Source organism: Neptunicella sp. (genome assembly GCF_048268085.1).
Taxonomy (GTDB): domain Bacteria; phylum Pseudomonadota; class Gammaproteobacteria; order Enterobacterales; family Alteromonadaceae; genus Neptunicella.
Genome location: NZ_JBLWWF010000001.1, coordinates 159,813 through 176,430, shown reverse-complemented (window position 1 = coordinate 176,430; position 16,618 = coordinate 159,813). Strand labels below are relative to the sequence as shown.

General features: G+C 45.2%; 13 protein-coding genes. 7 read left to right on the top strand and 6 right to left on the bottom strand.

Annotated features, from left to right (window positions below):
• The first annotated feature begins 4 nt into the window (after window positions 1-4).
• Window positions 5-2,149, top strand: coding sequence for a hypothetical protein (locus ACTD55_RS00805; protein WP_438862396.1), 2,145 nt, complete (start codon window positions 5-7; stop codon window positions 2,147-2,149).
• A 35-nt stretch (window positions 2,150-2,184) separates the two neighbouring features.
• On the top strand, window positions 2,185-3,372 hold the full coding sequence (locus tag ACTD55_RS00800) for an endo-1,4-beta-xylanase (RefSeq protein WP_438862395.1): 1,188 nt from the start codon (window positions 2,185-2,187) through the stop codon (window positions 3,370-3,372).
• Between the two features lie 34 nt (window positions 3,373-3,406).
• Here the strand turns inward: ACTD55_RS00800 and ACTD55_RS00795 are convergent, their stop codons facing one another.
• Window positions 3,407-3,739, bottom strand: coding sequence for a DUF3392 domain-containing protein (locus ACTD55_RS00795; RefSeq protein WP_438862394.1), 333 nt, complete (start codon window positions 3,737-3,739; stop codon window positions 3,407-3,409).
• A 145-nt stretch (window positions 3,740-3,884) separates the two neighbouring features.
• Between ACTD55_RS00795 and ACTD55_RS00790 the strand changes: the two genes are divergently transcribed.
• The 4 genes from ACTD55_RS00790 (at window position 3,885) to ACTD55_RS00775 (ending at window position 8,221) form a co-directional block, all read left to right on the top strand.
• Complete coding sequence (locus tag ACTD55_RS00790) at window positions 3,885-4,394, top strand: YgjP-like metallopeptidase domain-containing protein (RefSeq protein WP_438862393.1); 510 nt, start codon at window positions 3,885-3,887, stop codon at window positions 4,392-4,394.
• Window positions 4,395-4,544: 150 nt separating this feature from the next.
• On the top strand, window positions 4,545-5,804 hold the full coding sequence (locus ACTD55_RS00785; RefSeq protein ID WP_438862392.1) for a glucuronyl esterase domain-containing protein: 1,260 nt from the start codon (window positions 4,545-4,547) through the stop codon (window positions 5,802-5,804).
• A gap of 217 nt (window positions 5,805-6,021) precedes the next feature.
• Window positions 6,022-7,098, top strand: a complete 1,077-nt coding sequence (locus ACTD55_RS00780; RefSeq protein ID WP_438862391.1) for a glycoside hydrolase family 43 protein — start codon at window positions 6,022-6,024, stop codon at window positions 7,096-7,098.
• Window positions 7,099-7,174: 76 nt separating this feature from the next.
• A complete protein-coding gene (locus ACTD55_RS00775; RefSeq protein WP_438862390.1) occupies window positions 7,175-8,221 on the top strand; it encodes an alpha/beta hydrolase in 1,047 nt (348 codons plus the stop codon).
• 268 nt (window positions 8,222-8,489) lie between these two features.
• Here the strand turns inward: ACTD55_RS00775 and ACTD55_RS00770 are convergent, their stop codons facing one another.
• Complete coding sequence (locus tag ACTD55_RS00770) at window positions 8,490-8,795, bottom strand: hypothetical protein (protein WP_438862389.1); 306 nt, start codon at window positions 8,793-8,795, stop codon at window positions 8,490-8,492.
• A 584-nt stretch (window positions 8,796-9,379) separates the two neighbouring features.
• On the opposite strand from ACTD55_RS00770, the gene ACTD55_RS00765 reads away from it, so the two are divergent.
• Complete coding sequence (locus tag ACTD55_RS00765; RefSeq protein WP_438862388.1) at window positions 9,380-9,748, top strand: hypothetical protein; 369 nt, start codon at window positions 9,380-9,382, stop codon at window positions 9,746-9,748.
• Window positions 9,749-9,819: 71 nt separating this feature from the next.
• Here ACTD55_RS00765 and ACTD55_RS00760 read toward each other — a convergent pair whose 3' ends face one another.
• The 4 genes from ACTD55_RS00760 to ACTD55_RS00745 all read right to left on the bottom strand — a co-directional run bounded on the left by ACTD55_RS00760 (window position 9,820) and on the right by ACTD55_RS00745 (window position 16,608).
• Complete coding sequence (locus ACTD55_RS00760) at window positions 9,820-10,395, bottom strand: hypothetical protein (RefSeq protein WP_438862387.1); 576 nt, start codon at window positions 10,393-10,395, stop codon at window positions 9,820-9,822.
• A gap of 1,012 nt (window positions 10,396-11,407) precedes the next feature.
• Window positions 11,408-12,325: a histone deacetylase family protein gene (locus ACTD55_RS00755; protein WP_438862386.1), complete on the bottom strand. Its 918-nt coding sequence runs from the start codon at window positions 12,323-12,325 to the stop codon at window positions 11,408-11,410.
• Window positions 12,322-14,163 carry a GNAT family N-acetyltransferase gene (locus tag ACTD55_RS00750; RefSeq protein ID WP_438862385.1) on the bottom strand — a complete coding sequence of 614 codons (1,842 nt, stop codon included), beginning with the start codon at window positions 14,161-14,163 and terminating at the stop codon, window positions 12,322-12,324. Before ACTD55_RS00750 ends, ACTD55_RS00755 begins: the two co-directional genes overlap by 4 nt.
• A 159-nt stretch (window positions 14,164-14,322) precedes the next feature.
• Window positions 14,323-16,608: a TIM-barrel domain-containing protein gene (locus ACTD55_RS00745; RefSeq protein WP_438862384.1), complete on the bottom strand. Its 2,286-nt coding sequence runs from the start codon at window positions 16,606-16,608 to the stop codon at window positions 14,323-14,325.
• Window positions 16,609-16,618: the final 10 nt, after the last annotated feature.

The following is a 16,618-nucleotide window of genomic DNA, read 5'->3' as shown; positions in this document are numbered from 1 at the left end:
AATAATGAAGTACCTTAAACAAGGCAGCTTAATCGTTGTGACCTCGCTAATCATTTTGTCGGGCTGCGGGAGTAACAGTAAAAGCGACCATAAGATAGATCGCCACGCGCTAGTCAACCGCCATAACCCACAACTCAACCAGATTGATCTACAATCACCTTTTACTGTGGGTAACGGTCAATTTGCTTTTACGGCAGATGTGACCGGCTTTCAGAGCTTAGCGACTAGCTATTTTAACCAGGGGACCCCGCTTGAAACCAAAGCCCGTTGGGCGTGGCACAGTCGGCCAAACCCTGCAAACTACAAATTACAAGATGCGGCTAAAAGCTATGATGCTTACGGTAAAAAAGTGGATTTTCCCACCAATATGGACTCGGCGGCCGGTCAGTGGTTACGCCAAAATCCCCATGATTTACCGTTAACGCGTATCTCTCTCAACTATAAAGGCCAAGCTTTGCAGGCTGAGCAATTATCAAACATTCGGCAATCATTGGATCTATGGCAAGGGCGATTAAGCAGTCAATATCAATTGGATTCCACTGCGGTACAGGTGGAAACCATTGCCGCCAACGAGTCCGATACGCTGGCGTTTAAACTACAGTCGGATTTAATCACCAAGCAACAACTGAGTATCAAACTGGCTTTTCCGCGTGGCTATGATTTAGCGGTAAAAAATACCCCGGCGCTGGATTGGGAGGATGATTCACAACACACCACCCAACTCAAACAAAGTGATCACCATTCAGCCCTGTTCTACCGTCAGATTGACGATGAACAGCACTGGGTCAAACTACAATGGCAAGGTAAGGCCAAGCTCAGTCAATTGAAAGACCACCAATTCCAGTTGCAATTGTTAGAAAATGCTTCATCTAATCAAGCTTTTTCATTAACCGTGCAATTTAGCCAATCAAAAGAAACGCTGCTGGATAACAATAACTTTTCCCAAGTGGCGGATTCAGCCAAACAGGCTTGGCAAACATTCTGGAACAGTGGTGCTGCAATTGATTTTAGCGGTAGCACTGCGCCACAAGCCAAAGAGCTGGAACGCCGTATCGTGCTTAGTCAATATTTAATGGCGGTACAAGAACGAGCCTCCATTCCGGCACAGGAAACCGGACTAACTAGTAGTTCTTGGTATGGAAAATTTCATACCGAAATGAGCTGGTGGCACACGGCACATTGGGCGCTATGGAGCCGTCCGCAACCAACTGAAAACGTACTCGATTGGTATGTAGCACATATCGACGTAGCCAAACAGACCGCCAAACAGCGAGGATTACAAGGTGCGCGCTGGTCGAAAATGGTGGGGCCAGATGGGCGAGAAAGCCCCGGCGGCAATCCGTTAATTATTTGGAATCAACCCCAACCGATAGATTTGGCCGAGCTGATTTATCAAGGTCAACCCTCCCCAAAAATTCTGCAACGTTACGCTCAGTTAGTGGATGAAACCGCCCAAGGCTTGTCGTCGATGCTGATGTGGGAACAAGCTGAACAGCGTTATTCACTCAATCCGCCCATCTGGATTGCGCAAGAACACTATGATGTAACCGAATCCAAAAACCCGTCATTTGAACTAGCTTACTGGCGTACTGCATTGCAAACGGCGCAACAATGGCGGCAACGTATGGGACAACAACCTAATCCGTTGTGGCAAAATCAAATCGATAAATTGGCCGATTTACCGCAAAAAGACGGCAAATATGTGGCGATAGAAACCATACCGGACACCTTTGATAATATCGATAGCCGTAACGATCACCCGGCGATGTTAGCGACTTGGGGCTTGTTAGCCGACGACAGGGTTAATCTCACTACCATGCGCAATACGTTGGATGCGGTGATGCATAGCTGGGATTTCGAAACGCGGATCTGGGGCTGGGATTATCCAATGATTGCCATGACCGCCAGCAAACTAAATCAACCACAAACGGCTATAGATGCCTTATTGATGGATGCCCACAACAACCATTATATGGTTAACGGTCATTGCCCACAGAAAAAAGTCGGGTTGCCAGTTTATCTACCTGCCAACGGAGCCTTACTGGCAGCGGTGGCACGGATGGCGACCACCAATACCAACCAGCCAACACTGGGATTTCCGGATAACGGCCAATGGCAAGTTAAAGCAGAAGGATTTTTAGCACAGTGAATTTAACTACGCTCCCTTTAAAAATAGGAAATATCATGCGAAATAAATTACTTACTCCAATAATTTGTGCAGCAGCACTGGCTACCATCGGCTGTACTCCGGCCAATAACGATAGTCCAACCAATCCAACCGCTGCGCTGGCGAGTGTTCAACAGGAAATAACTCAGCAAACAAAACAACAAAGCTTGAGTGATAAATACGCCGATTACTTTTTAATTGGCGCGGCTGCCGATCAAGGCTCGTATATCACTCATGCAGAGTTGCTCAAAACCCACTTCAACAGTATGACCACTGAAAATGAGATGAAGTTTGAATCCGTGGAGCCAACACAAAATCATTTCAGCTATGAGATTGCCGACAAGATGTTAGCCTTTGCCAAAAGCAACGACATGGCGGTGCGTGGTCATGCGTTGGTTTGGCACCGGCAAACCCCAGACTGGGTATTTTTTAATGATGAAGGCGAGCTGCGCAGCAAAGATGAAGTATTAGCCATCATGAAAAACCATATCGACAATGTCGTCGGTCATTTTAAAGGTACAGTTGATTACTGGGACGTGGTCAATGAAGCAATTATGGATGACGGTAGCTTACGTACCGATAAAGAAGAAGCCGACAATCAAAAAAGTTACTGGTACGGCGCAGTGGGTAAAGACTATATCGCCGCGGCATTTCGTTATGCCCACGCCGCCGATCCACAAGCCAAACTGTTTTATAACGACTACTACAATTACATTCCAGCCCGCCAGCAGGCTATTTATCAGCTAGTGAAAGAGTTACTGGATGACGGTGTCCCCGTTCACGGCGTAGGATTACAGGCACATATCAATACTATTCCCTCGTCCAATCCTGAGCACCAGTCTTACCACCAGAGTATCGACAATCTGGAAAAAGCCATTCAGATGTATGCTTCGTTAGGGCTGGAGGTGCAAATTACCGAACTGGATGTATCGCTGTATATTGGCGGGAACAAGTATCAGAAAAGTGATTTTTATACTGCCGATAGCATCCCTGCCGAACTGGATCAAAAACAGGCGCAACGCTACGCCGATTTGTTTGCCATGTTACGTCGCAACCGCGATGCCATTAGCAGTGTGACCTTCTGGGGCATTGCCGATGACGATACTTGGTTATCGGAGTTTGACTCGGGTCGTGCGGACTTCCCGATGTTATTTGATGTCAATCATCAGCCTAAATCTGCATTTCACGCGGTGATGGATTTTTAAAAGTCATCCTTCGTCACTGGCTAACGCATTAAGACTAAATATAGCGCCGATGTTCAGCCAAATAGCCCAATAACAAAAACACGCCAACAATAATGACTCCCCGGTATAAGCCGGGGATCATCAGCAAAATTTGTTTCACCAGCGGCGTGGTAAACACCATCAACAATCCATAACCAAAGGCGCACACCAGCACAAATACAATGGTACGGATAATAAAATGATAAGGACTTAACATCCGCTTGATATGTTTATTTAACACATCACCATACACCACCAGCACGGTAGCGAGAATGGTTAAGGCGATTTCTCCATAATACGGCTGCATCCAACGAGTTAATTGCCATAAAAAAGACTGCAAAACTTCCATTACGACTCACTTGAATAACGACTTGTCTCAATTTTGAAGATTGAGAAATAAAAAGTGGCTGTAGTGTAAATAATTCTGCCCCTAAACGCAGCTCTGTTAACGTACAATAAAACATCTTTTATTCTGCATGGTGTAAAACGGTTTCGTGTCATCCTTAACTTATCTGTCGGCTTATTCACCCGAGCTACAACAACAAATCAGCCGTTTATTAGCGCAAAATAAGCTAGGAGAGTATTTACGCAATAAATATCCAGACACCCATAACATCGCTAATGACAATGATTTACGTGAATATGTGTTAACACTTAAAAATCGTTATATGAAAAATGCAGCGCCGCTTAGCAAAGTCCTATTCGATAAAAAAATTCACGTTATCAACAACGCCTTAGGCTTACATACCTACGCAACACGCATTCAAGGAAATAAATTAAAAAGTAAAAATGAGATGCGTATCAGTGATTTATTCAAACGCACTCCCGAAGCGTTTTTAAACATGATAGTCGTGCACGAATTAGCCCACTTTAAACAAAAGCAGCATAACAAAGCGTTTTATCAACTTTGCACCCATATGCTAGCGGATTACCATCAATTGGAGTTTGATTTGAGAGTCTATTTAACCGAATTAGCTCATCATGGTGATGTGTATCAGAAATAGTGGTAAAGATGAAAGAGCAATAGCCCCTAATTTGACTCTTTTTATTTGTTCCATTCACAAAAATATAACAACTGCAAAACCAGAATTTGCCATAGGCTGAAGCGGCTTATCCAAGCACACTAGACGGTACTGGAACTTGGGGATTTTGTTATGCGTTATCTGCACATTTTTACTCGACTATTAAATGGTTTAATTGTTTTTGCCAGCACCAATCTGGCTTTAGCTATTCATGCAGCAACAATCAATCCCACAGCATTGACCGAAACCTCGATTCACCAATGTGAGCTATCCCGCTTTAAACCGGTTGAACAGTTGCCCGAAATTACTGAATTGCCCGACCCTTTTTTACAAGCCAATGGTCAACCCATCAGTCACATAGACCAATGGCCTTGTGTTCGCGCCCATACCCGCGCCTTGTTCGAACAATATGAATTGGGTGAAAAACCGCCTAAACCACAAAAAGTCAGCGGTTCGTTAGAAGGCGAACTACTCAGCGTCAAGGCCAGTCATTTACAGCAAAATATCGAATTCACTGCCAAAGTGCATTACCCCACCCACGGGCAAGCGCCTTATCCGGTGATGATTTCAATTGGCTGGTATTGTTTAAATAAAGCAGCGCTGGATAACGCCGGTATTGCCGTCATTGAGTTTAATAATAACGAACTAGGCGAGCAAAAAGACACCGGATCGCGAGGTAAAGGCAAGTTTTATCAACTTTATGGTAGCGACAATTCAGCCAGCGCCATGATCGCTTGGAGCTGGGGCATCAGCCGCATTATCGATGTATTAGCAGAATCAGGCCAAACTCAAATTGATGCCAAGCATATTGGCGTGACCGGCTGCTCCCGTAACGGCAAAGGCGCGATTGTGGCAGGTGCCTTTGATGAACGTATTTCGCTAACCATAGCCCAGGAATCCGGCTCCGGTGGTTCCGCTAGCTGGCGTATTTCTGATGCCCAACAAGCCGCAGGACAAAATGTGCAAACCCAAAAACAGATCGTTACCGAAAACGTCTGGTTTCGTGACAACTTTAAACAGTTCAGCGGCCAGACCAATAAAATCCCGGTAGATCATCACCAGCTAATGGGATTAATCGCCCCGCGCGGATTATTGGTAATCGAAAACACCTCAATGGAATGGCTAGGCAATGCCAGCAGCTTTTTAACCGCCAAAGTCGCCCACAGCATCTGGCAAGCACTAGGCGTACCGCAAAATATGGGGGTATCCCAGTTAGGTGGACACAAACACTGCCAATACCCCGACGCCCAGTTACCCGAACTCAATGCCTATCTCAGTCGCTTTTTACTGGATGATAAAAACGCGGACACCAGCGTATTAAAAACCGATGGGGAATTTGATACCAGTGCAGAAAAATGGATGCCATGGGCAGTGCCGGAGTTAGACGAATGATATTGGAAGCTTTTGACTCTAGCTTTCACAAATAAAATAAGCTTATTAAACGGATTCATAATGGTTTTGACGTTCCGTTTTACCAGAAAATTCAACAAACTATTAACAAATGAATTTTGCAACTCTGGAAGACGATTACATGCCTATCATGAAGAATGCGGTGAACATTAGAAAAACCTTCGGGCATCTACTGCTACTTATATCAGCTTTAGGAGTCGTGGCATGCAGTGAAACAGTCAAAGACGTTTCTAAAGGTGACCACAGTGTTTCAAACACCGCTCCCACCCGTTTTGATAACCCAATCATTAAATACGATACACAAGATCCAACCAATCAAGTGGGTGAACTCATCTATACAGCAGATCCCGCAGCGATGGTATTGGACGACACGGTTTATCTTTACACCACCCACGATGAAGCGACTTTAGACGGCAACGATTACCGCATGTACGACTACCGGCTATGGACGAGTAAGGACATGATCAATTGGGAAAACAAAGGCGCTGTTCTTCGTTATTCTGACTTTGCTTGGGCCAGAGGAGATAAAAAAACCGGCAACGCTTACGCACATCATGTCATACACCGGGAAGATAAGTCGGGTCAGTCCCGTTATTATTTTTATGCTGCCGTAGAAGGTGGACAAACCGGTGGAAATTTTGGTTTTTCCATTGGCGTTGGCGTATCCGATAGCCCGGAAGGGCCATTTAAGGATCCGCGCGGCATGCCAATGATTTTGCTTGAAGATACGGCACAGTATAAAGATCACACCTGGCGCAATATCGATCCTGCTGTATTCATCGATGATGATGGACGGGCCTACCTATACTGGGGCAACCAGCAATTATGGTGGGTTGAGCTTGAACCCGATTTAATCCATCTTAAAGGCGAAAGCTATACACTGGATGCGGCAGGAATAATGCAGAACCGTGATACCAGCAATGTCACCATCCATACGGTTGATACCTTGCCAAATTTCGAAGAAGGGCCTTACGTGTCAAAACACAACGGCCTCTATTATCTGGTCTACGCGGCGGGATTTCCTGAAAGTCTCGGCTATGCCACCAGCACATCCGCCACCGGTCCCTGGGAGTATCAGGGAATAATCATGGATCCGCTACCTGGCACCACCACTATCCATCCCGCCATGTTTGACTTTAAGGGGAATACCTATCTGGCCTATCACAATGCCGGACTCCCCGGCGGGGGAAGTTATCGAAGATCCGTTTGCATCGACAGAGTGTATTTCAATCAAGATGGAACCATTAAGAGTATTGTCAGGACATCGAAGCAATAACAGACATACCGGCAGGCCACGGTCGGTTTAAAAAACGTTAGCTAAAGTTCAAATAATATAAAAGGAGACAATTTAGATGAAAAAATTTAACCAACAAAGGATGGATCATATAGCGGCTTTAAAGGCCGGGGTATTTTTACCAACGACACAAGGATTGGCCAATACGCTGCGCCATATTCAGTCATGCCGCTCTGTGCTTAACAGACTTCGCGCCGTCTTGGCGATAGCAGTTTGCTTATTTGTGCCACAAGCTTTTGCGCAGGCAAACGATACCATGACCGCAATCGCGATCCCCGAACAGCCCAATGCGATCGAGATTGGCACCGGCCCACTGCCTGATGCCAAGAATAAAGAGGCCTGGCATTCTCAGTATGGCAGTCAATTTGCGCGCAATGTTACCGTTGCCACCCTTACCCCTTTTCTGCCCGATCCGGACAAGGCCAGCGGCGCTGCAGTAGTGGTTGCCCCTGGCGGCGGGTTTATGACGTTGTCGATGGAAAACGAAGGCTGGGATGTTGCCCGCGCTTTGGCCGACCGAGGCATCGCAGCATTCGTACTTAAATATCGTTTAAATCAAACGCCGGCCGACATGGCTGACTTCCAACGTTCGATGCAAGAAATGTTTTCCGGCACTGCCCGCCGCCCACCTCGCCCGGAAGCGGATCAGATGAAAGATCGCCTTGCACCACAGCTTGAAGACTCTAGCGCCGCCTTCGCCCTGATCCGGAGTCGCGCAGCGGAATGGAAAATCGATCCTGACCGTATTGGCATGGTCGGTTTCTCTGCAGGCGCCATGCTCACCATGGCGACAGCACTGGTCGGTGAAGACGCCAACCCAGCCTTTATTGGCAACATCTACGGCCCACTGGCTGCTGTGACCGTCCCGGATAATGCTCCCCCTCTATTCGTCGCCCTTGCCGCAGATGATCCTTTCTTTGCCAATGGTGGATTCGGTCTGATTAAAAGTTGGCATGACGCCAAAAAGCCGGTCGAGTTTCACTTTTATGAGCAAGGCGGTCACGGCTTCGGCATGTATCCCAAAACAACCACCAGTACCGGCTGGTTTAATGCCTTCGCTAGCTGGCTAACCATGCACGGGATGATCGAGCCAAAAGCGCAATAAACCGGAAAAATACAAAAAAAAGTATTGATAACGCAACATCAACACTGCCGTCATTACGGCAGTGTTTTGAGGCGGAATCCAGAATAAAACTGCTCTAACCCCGTTTATTCCCACCGCTAGTGATGGTGAGATGCTCGCAACCATGTGCGCGGTCGTCAATGTCAGTTTCCGACTATGAACTGCCTTTAAGCTAGCTATAAACGACTAGCTTCAGCCATGAAGCGGACACTTAAAAACTTAACAGAAAGCGATAAACCACTCAGCTTTCCTAATTCTCTAAGTCAGAGATGATTTCGACGCCACAATAGCCTTTATCGAATGGTTCGATGTTAGTTGTAAAATAGTTATCAACTCGCCCTGATAGGTGTAAAGTTGTCTTTATCGTGACATTTTTACCATCAATAAGTGCTGGGCCGATATATTCCTTATAAGGGTACTCACCCAATTCTTCACTTAATTTAATTTCATCACGTTGCTCAGGCACTATATGTCCTACGCATTTAGTAACACCAGATCGCTCGTAAAACTCAAGATCTGCTTCCACCACAAATTTTCCAAATTTAACTTTCTTCATAAAAAATATACTCTCAATTAATGATTGGAAGCCATTCTTCCAACCTAATATTGATTTGACACGTACGTTTTATAGATGTTGTTAATTCGGTACTTACATTCACTAACCAGCATGAATTTTCTGAGGTTTTTTAGACTAAATGATTAGAGCTCCTATATGTCGCTCAAAGCAGTCTTTTCATTCCACCTTCAGCACTATGGATTCCCGCTAACAACATGCGGGAATGACGCAGCAGCGTTGTGGGTTTTAACGACGACTCGAACTTGCCTTGCGTAAACGAGGTTGAAAACTTCCTTACAGCTGTAGAGAGCGAATATGACGGAGGTAAAGAAACATATGCCATGTGGGACTCCAATGATGAGCAAGCTACTGAAGTTGCAGAAACAAAACATTCTGAGGCAATCTTATCTGAGATAGAAAATCTCACAATTGAGTGTTTAAAGCACGAATTTTCAGTTAAGAAAACTAAAAGATCCAACCTGTAATTATTTTTGAACCAACTCTCGTAAAAAATGGTCGAAACCTACGCTGAAAATATAATATATGGTAGGTATAAATTATAAACTAGTTAGAGGAGGTGATTAATGATAGCAATATTTCAAGAGTTATTAATAAAAGGTAGGTATGAAAATGCAAGTAGAATAAAAAAACACTGTAAAGTAGAAAGATTTGATTTTGAACTGATAGATGATGGAGAATTTTATAATAAAGTTGTTACTGGAAAATTTGACGACAATGATAATTTTTTAATGTTTAACTCAAAATTTAATCGGGTTTCTGGTTCTGATTTTTTTGCTAATGAGAGTAATATCAATGGAATTAAATTTTACTTGGTTTTTCATAAACAGATTTATCAAAAATACCTCGAGCTGCATAATACAAAAATACTTACAAAAACAACTGTTGAAAACTTTTATGAGTTTGCGAAAACTTATAATAAATGTATTAATTAAACGCTATTTAAGTAAAAATGTTGGGGCGACTTAGCAGAGCAGCCCCTAACATATTTTTATCAAACACCTGACTATAGTTGAGGAGATTTATTTCTTGGAAGCCCCCCGCACGGTTTTCCATTTGTAAGCTGGTCAGACATTATATCGTCAAAGTCTTCACTATAAGTTTTTTTATCACCGTTTATATACTCAAATGTTATTGAGTTAAGCTGAACACATGATAGAGAGTTGTTATACCAAACGTTTTCCCATATGACTGGTATATTTTCGCCCTGTTTTTCTACTAACGGGCCAGTAACCCTTAGACTTGCTTTGGTTTTACCGTCAATAGTTGAAGCAACGACATCATTTACCGCGTTATAAGGAATGACTTCAAAATCAATATATTTTATTGGATTATCTGAATCAGCTAACGCGTAATAAAACCCTCTAACTGTAACGCCGCCTGCTGAATTTGGCTTATTTGACCATAAACTCGTCATAAGAATCGGAGCACCTAGTTTCTTTGCCTCAATCATCTCTGGTTTATCTTTCTCATAGATATTAGAAGCAATTTCATTGTAAGTGCGAGGTGCCGTAGATTGGCATCCTATTAAACTGAGCGAAATAAAAGCTGTAACAATAGTTTTTAGAGCAAATTTATTCATTCCTACTTCCTTGTTTGTTGGTTATATAACATATCGATTAAAAAGTGCGCATGCACTTCGCTTATTTGAAGAGCTTAATCATTAAATATCACGAATTCAATCCTTTAGCCACATGCACGATCCTACTCAAAGGGGTCGGAATCAAAGGGGCGGAGTTATTGATTTCCTTCCTCTTTGGATTAAATCCCCGTATTCGTACCGGGTGAAATTCCTTCTTTCCTGATTTTATTTTTTCACCTTACTCTGCAAAATCAGCTAAATCAATAGGTTAAATAAGCACTAAGTATTGAGTCAAAAAACAAAGAGGGCTTTTCACCCGCAAGTTTCTGGATACCCGCTTTCGCGAGTATGACGCAGTGAACTCATCCTTCGACTACTCGTTCCTCGAGCTCAGAACGAACGATTTTGGTTTTACCTTCCCTTTGCAGTAAACAAAAATCTTGTTCAGATTAGCCTACCGGTATTCGAGACAGGGATGTCGAGAAAACAGCGGCTGAAGGGACGTGGATTTGCTGTGATACCGGTAGCCTGAACAAGATTTTTGTGTTGTTACTGCAAGGGTGACGGGGGATTCCAAAGGGGAACCGCCACTTGTTCCCCTTTGGCTGCCGTCGCCAGCGCGACACCCAAACTCAAATTTTATTACTCAGCTGAGTTGCGCAGCAATAGATCACATGCTTTGGGTTAGACAAATGTTCGGGGCTAAAGCCCCTCCTACAAGCTTTCTTTGGTGCTTCAAAACAGGGTTGAGCCGCAGGGATGTGGCACAAAAAAGCCATGGATGGCAGTTGGCGAAGCCAATATAGTTGTGTGTCAGCGCGACACCCAAACTCAAATTTTATTACTTAGCTGATTTGCGCAGCAATAGATCACATGCTTTGTGTTAGACAAATGTTCGGGGCTAAAGCCCCTCCTACAAGCTTTCTTTAGTGCTTCAAAACAGGCTCGCCCCGCAGGGATGCGGGGAGAAAAAAAGCCAGGGACGGCAAACAACCACTTGCAATTAAAAACCCTAATCCATCATTGCTTTGATATGCACCGCCACACTGCGCCCCAGGGCACTGTAATTGTAGCCGCCTTCCAGGGTAGAAATCATTCTTCCCCCGCAATGCTTATCGGCGATTTTTTTCATCTCATTGGTGATCCAGTGGTAGTCGGTTTCCACCAGTTTAAAATGTGCCATATCGTCTTCAAAATGGGCGTCAAAACCGGCGGAAAACAAAACTAACTGCGGGGCAAAAGCATCGATTTTAGCCAACCATTGTTCCGTTATCGCTTCCTGCCAACTGTCACCATCGGTGCCCGGTGGCAGGGGTAAATTCAGTATATGTGCATTACCCGGCCCAACATTGTGCGGGTAAAACGGATACTGATAAGACGAGCAAAACAACACCCGTGGATCATCAAAAAAAATATTTTCGGTACCGTTACCGTGATGTACATCAAAATCGATAATCGCCACCCGCTCTAAGCCATAAACCTCCATGGCATGAGCTGCCGCTACCGCAACATTATTGAAAATACAAAAGCCCATGGCTTTATCGCGCTCGGCATGGTGACCGGGCGGACGCACTGCGCAAAACGCCTGTTTGGCCTCGCCACTCATCACTTTATCGACAGCCATGATATTGGCCCCGGCGGCGTACAACGCGGCATCCAGACTGCGTGACATCATCTGGGTATCGTCGTCCAAATGCACCATGCCGTGCTCGGGTGTTTTGGCAAAAATCTCATCCACATAGGATTGATCATGCACCCGGTACAAGTGTTGTTTAGTGGCCGGTTCGGCTTGGAGTTTTACCAGCGAAAAATCCAGCCCGGAGGTGATTAAGCGGTCATTAATTGAATCCAGCCGTTCCGGTGACTCCGGGTGTTCATTGCCCACATCATGTAATGCACAGTTAGGATGGCTGATAAACACCAAACTCATATTGGCCTTTCCAGATTTAAAATAAGCGTCAGCTCGCCCGGTTCATCAAATGGCTGACAAACAAAGCCGTTATTTTCAAACAGGCGTAACATGGTGCTGTTATCTTGTCGCACACAAGCATACATGCGCTTTAACCCCCGTTGTTTGGCAATCAGGATCATTTCGCGCAGCAACTGGGTTGCCATGCCCTTACCGTGATATTGTTCACGGGTGACAAAGGCCACTTCACAGCCTTGTTCGTCGGTATTAAGGTAGTAGCGCCCCACCGCTTTTAACTCCGACACCGAGCCTTTCTGCTTCACAATACATAGCGCCAAGTCGCGACTTTGATCCACACTAACCAACTCGCAGGATTTCTCACGAGTCATCTGAGTGGGATAATGGTTATAGCGATTAAACAGGGTTTCTTTGGTGTGTGAATAGAAAAACTCCTGCAAACGGCGTTCATCAGCCGGATTAAGCGGACGTAAATCGTATTCTTCTCCATCAATAACCAGCGGCTTTACATTGATTTCACCCAGCTCAGGGACTTCGCGGGGATAATTTTTTTGGTAATTGGGCACCCAGTAGTGGTTACGCACCGCTTCCAATAGTTGCGATCTAAAATCCGGATGGGCAATACGAATGAGTTCCAGCGCCCGTTCACGAATACTGCGACCTTTTAACGATGCCACCCCAAATTCGGTCACCACATAATGCACATGACCGCGCGAGGTCACCACACCGCTGCCTTCGGTAATGGTCGGCACAATGCGCGACACAGTGCCGTTTTTTGCCGTGGATGGCATGGCGATAATAGGTTTACCGCCCTTTGACATCGCCGCCCCGCGAATAAAATCCACCTGCCCGCCAATGCCGCTGTAAAACTGGTAGCCCAAAGAATCGGATACCACCTGTCCGGTTAAATCCACTTCCAACGCGCTATTGATCGCCACCATATTATGATTACGCGCGATATTAGCCGGCGAGTTCACGTAATCCACCGGGTAAAATTCCACATGAGGATTATTGTCCACAAAGTCATACAATTTCTGGCTGCCCAGACAAAAGCTGGTCACCACTTTACCGGGGTGAAAAGTCTTGCTGCGGTTGTTAATCACCCCTTTGCACATCAGCTCGATAATACCGTCGGTAATCAGTTCACTATGCACGCCTAAATTTTGATGATTTTGTAAGTAACGCAATACCGCGTTAGGGATTTTACCGATACCCAGTTGGATGGTGGAGCCGTCTTCCACCAGCATGGATACATACTGACCTATCCGCTCAGTTTTTTTATCCAGTTCAAAACTGGGCATTTCCGGCAGGGTTTGTGCCAGCTCAATACAGGCATGAAAATCACTCACATGCACATAGGAATGACCGTTAGTGCGCGGCATTTTAGGGTTAATTTGCGCCACCACCTTTTTAGCCTTGCGAATAGCGGCAAACACCACATCCACCGCCACCCCGAGTGAACAATAGCCGTATTGATCCGGCGGACTGACCATCACCAAAGCCACATCAATGGGCATCACATCCTGCTCAAATACCGAGGGCACTTCAGACAAGAAACACGGCGTATAATCGGCACGGCCTTCGTTTACCGCTTGTCGCATTTTATCGCCGTTGATAAAAAAGGTGTTCACCTTAAACAGCTCTTTATATTCAGGCTCGACCCAGCGGCTATCGGACACGGTATTAATGTGTACCACTTCAATATCGTGCAAGTCCTTACTGTGGTTAATCAAGTCATCAATCAGACCATTGGGCACCGCCGCATTGGAGCCAATAAAAAGTCGATTACCGGATTTTAACAAGGCCGTCCAGTCAGGACGATTAGGAAGCGCGGTATACACAACATCACCTATAACAGAGCGGATTGAATTGACAGGCAGACTAAGCCAGTCGGCTTAACATGGCAACTGGATTAGGGTCGTAGCGGTCATATAAGCACAAAAACAAAACCACCCTGCCGGGTGGTTTTGTGAGTAAATCGAACTACGATTAAGTACCTGTTACAAACTAATCGCCAGACTAATATCAGACTGTAGAGCAGATTTAACCTTTAGCAGCTTACTTTGTGCATCGTAAGCAAAATCTACCTCAGTACCGTTAATTTGTACTTTATGCGGCTTGGCATCCAACACAACTTCAAACTGACGCAAATAACTCATTGCGGGGCTGCTAACGATTATCTGCTTGGCACTGCGCTCCAGTTTGATAATTTTGTGTTGATCCTTATCCAACATATCCACGTAGGTAAATGCTTTTTGGCTATCTTTTTCACCCGGGAAAGCATGAATAATCAGTTGTTTAGGCTGCTGTTGCCATAATTTGCTATTACCCGCATACAGGTTGCCGGTGACAAATACACTATTAGCCTGAACAAAACGCGGCAACTTGCTCAGTGGTGCATCGACCTTGATCGTTTTACCTCCTTCAAAACGCACACTGGCATCATCAAAATCACGCCATTGACCTTGTGGCAAATACACACTGCGATGTTCACCGGGCTCGAATACCGGTGCGACTAAAATCCCGTCGCCCACATAAAATTCATCCCACACAGAATAGGTGTTGCTGTCGTCCAGATGGCGATAAGCCAACGGTTGCATCAACGTGCCATTATCACCACTGGTTTGTGCCAGTGAATATAGATAAGGCACCAGTTGCATACGGTCATCCAGAATAGCGCGGAACTGGTTTTGTACCTTTTCGCTGTATTGCCAAGGCATTCTGTCTTTGCCATCACCACCGGCACCATCGAGTTTTATTTCAAATAAGCCACTCATACTACCTGCCTGTAACCAGCGCAAATATAAGTCTTCGGGAATATAACCATCCCCCTGATAGCCACCCACATCGGTACCCCACACCGGGAAGCCCATAAAGGCACTGCGCGCGGCATTGGCAAAATTGCTTTGCAACCCTTCCCAGGTGGTACGCGGATCGCCAGCCCAGATAGCGCTCACATAAGGCTGGCTACGATGAATCGCCGAACGTACGAAGGTAATTTGATCATCTCCCCACACACTGCGTAGCGCTTCATCATGGACTTTGGCCATCAAATAGGCATATTGATTGCGGCGATAAGCCGGTAATACCGATTCGTCCTGCCATTTTTCATATACCGGAAAGCCTTCGTCGGCTCGATCGATTTTATGACCTTTCACACCGTATTGCAGTTGCTTGTCTACCAGTGTTTGCTTGAACGCATCCACCGTATTTTTATCGGTTAAATCAATATAACTAAAGCTACCTAATAAATGCTTGGCAAAAGGCGTGGCGCCAAAAAATGCCGGGGTGGTCCAGGTCATAAATTCCAATCCGTAATCATGACGGATTTTACTGATCCATTTGCCCGGTTCGGCAAAGATCGGGCTAAAATTCATCTCTGACCAGCCATGAGTTCCATCACTGTACGGACGGTCGATAAACCAGGAGGTAAACGGGATTTCGAGCTGATTCATTTTTTCAATGTCGTCCAACACCTCGGCTGCACCACCATCGTTTTGATCGCGCCAGCCAATTGGTCCTAATCCCCAAGCAGGTACGCTTTTGGGATCGCCAATCAGATCAAAATAAGCTTGATGAATTTGCGCACCGCTATCCCCAAAAAACAGATACCAATCCAGCTCTCCACCGTCATGATGAATGCGATGCACCCCGTTTATCGCAATGCTGTAGGTACCCCGTGCAAAGGTATCAAAAAACGATCCATAACCTAAACTACTGATAAAAAAGGCTGAATGAGCTGAAGCAAAGTTTTCATGAATACTGGCTTCTTCAGCATTCACATCCACTTGGATCACCGAATTACGCAAATCGGGAGACAAACGATTATCTGGCTGTAAACCTTCGGTCAAACCAAAAATATGATCATCCAGATCTTTTAATTCCAGCGTGACCTGTCGCCCCCATTTAGGGGAAGCATGTAAGCGAAATCCACCGCTCACTTTACTAATGGTCAGATTAACCAGACGTTGATCATTATCATAAACCGTACGATAAAATTCTGCACTTGGCGCAAAGTGACCGGTAAGTTGAATCGAGTTCTGATCAGCGGTACTAATATCCCACTTCTTCGCACTCTGATAATTGAATTTTATACTTTGTAGTAATATTTTAAGTTGCTTACCTTCGCTGGCGCTGACCTGTAATTTACCATTATCGGTACTGACCTTGAGTCGATTATTCTGTTGCACCAATTCGGCCGTAGCAGCCACAGATGCTACCGAAAATAAACTGGCCGGTACCAATAAGGTCAGCACCGTCATATATCGTTGAACTAACTTTTGCATTGTATTACTT

What these genes read in the sequence shown, in the direction of transcription:
- ACTD55_RS00805 (WP_438862396.1), top strand. Translation starts at nt 5, where the DNA reads ATGAAGTACCTTAAACAAGGCAGCTTAATCGTTGTGACCTCGCTAATC.
- ACTD55_RS00800 (WP_438862395.1), top strand. Translation starts at nt 2,185, where the DNA reads ATGCGAAATAAATTACTTACTCCAATAATTTGTGCAGCAGCACTGGCT.
- ACTD55_RS00795 (WP_438862394.1), bottom strand. Translation starts at nt 3,739, where the DNA reads ATGGAAGTTTTGCAGTCTTTTTTATGGCAATTAACTCGTTGGATGCAG.
- ACTD55_RS00785 (WP_438862392.1), top strand. Translation starts at nt 4,545, where the DNA reads ATGCGTTATCTGCACATTTTTACTCGACTATTAAATGGTTTAATTGTT.
- ACTD55_RS00775 (WP_438862390.1), top strand. Translation starts at nt 7,175, where the DNA reads ATGAAAAAATTTAACCAACAAAGGATGGATCATATAGCGGCTTTAAAG.
- ACTD55_RS00770 (WP_438862389.1), bottom strand. Translation starts at nt 8,795, where the DNA reads ATGAAGAAAGTTAAATTTGGAAAATTTGTGGTGGAAGCAGATCTTGAG.
- ACTD55_RS00765 (WP_438862388.1), top strand. Translation starts at nt 9,380, where the DNA reads ATGATAGCAATATTTCAAGAGTTATTAATAAAAGGTAGGTATGAAAAT.
- ACTD55_RS00760 (WP_438862387.1), bottom strand. Translation starts at nt 10,395, where the DNA reads ATGAATAAATTTGCTCTAAAAACTATTGTTACAGCTTTTATTTCGCTC.
- ACTD55_RS00755 (WP_438862386.1), bottom strand. Translation starts at nt 12,325, where the DNA reads ATGAGTTTGGTGTTTATCAGCCATCCTAACTGTGCATTACATGATGTG.
- ACTD55_RS00745 (WP_438862384.1), bottom strand. Translation starts at nt 16,608, where the DNA reads ATGCAAAAGTTAGTTCAACGATATATGACGGTGCTGACCTTATTGGTA.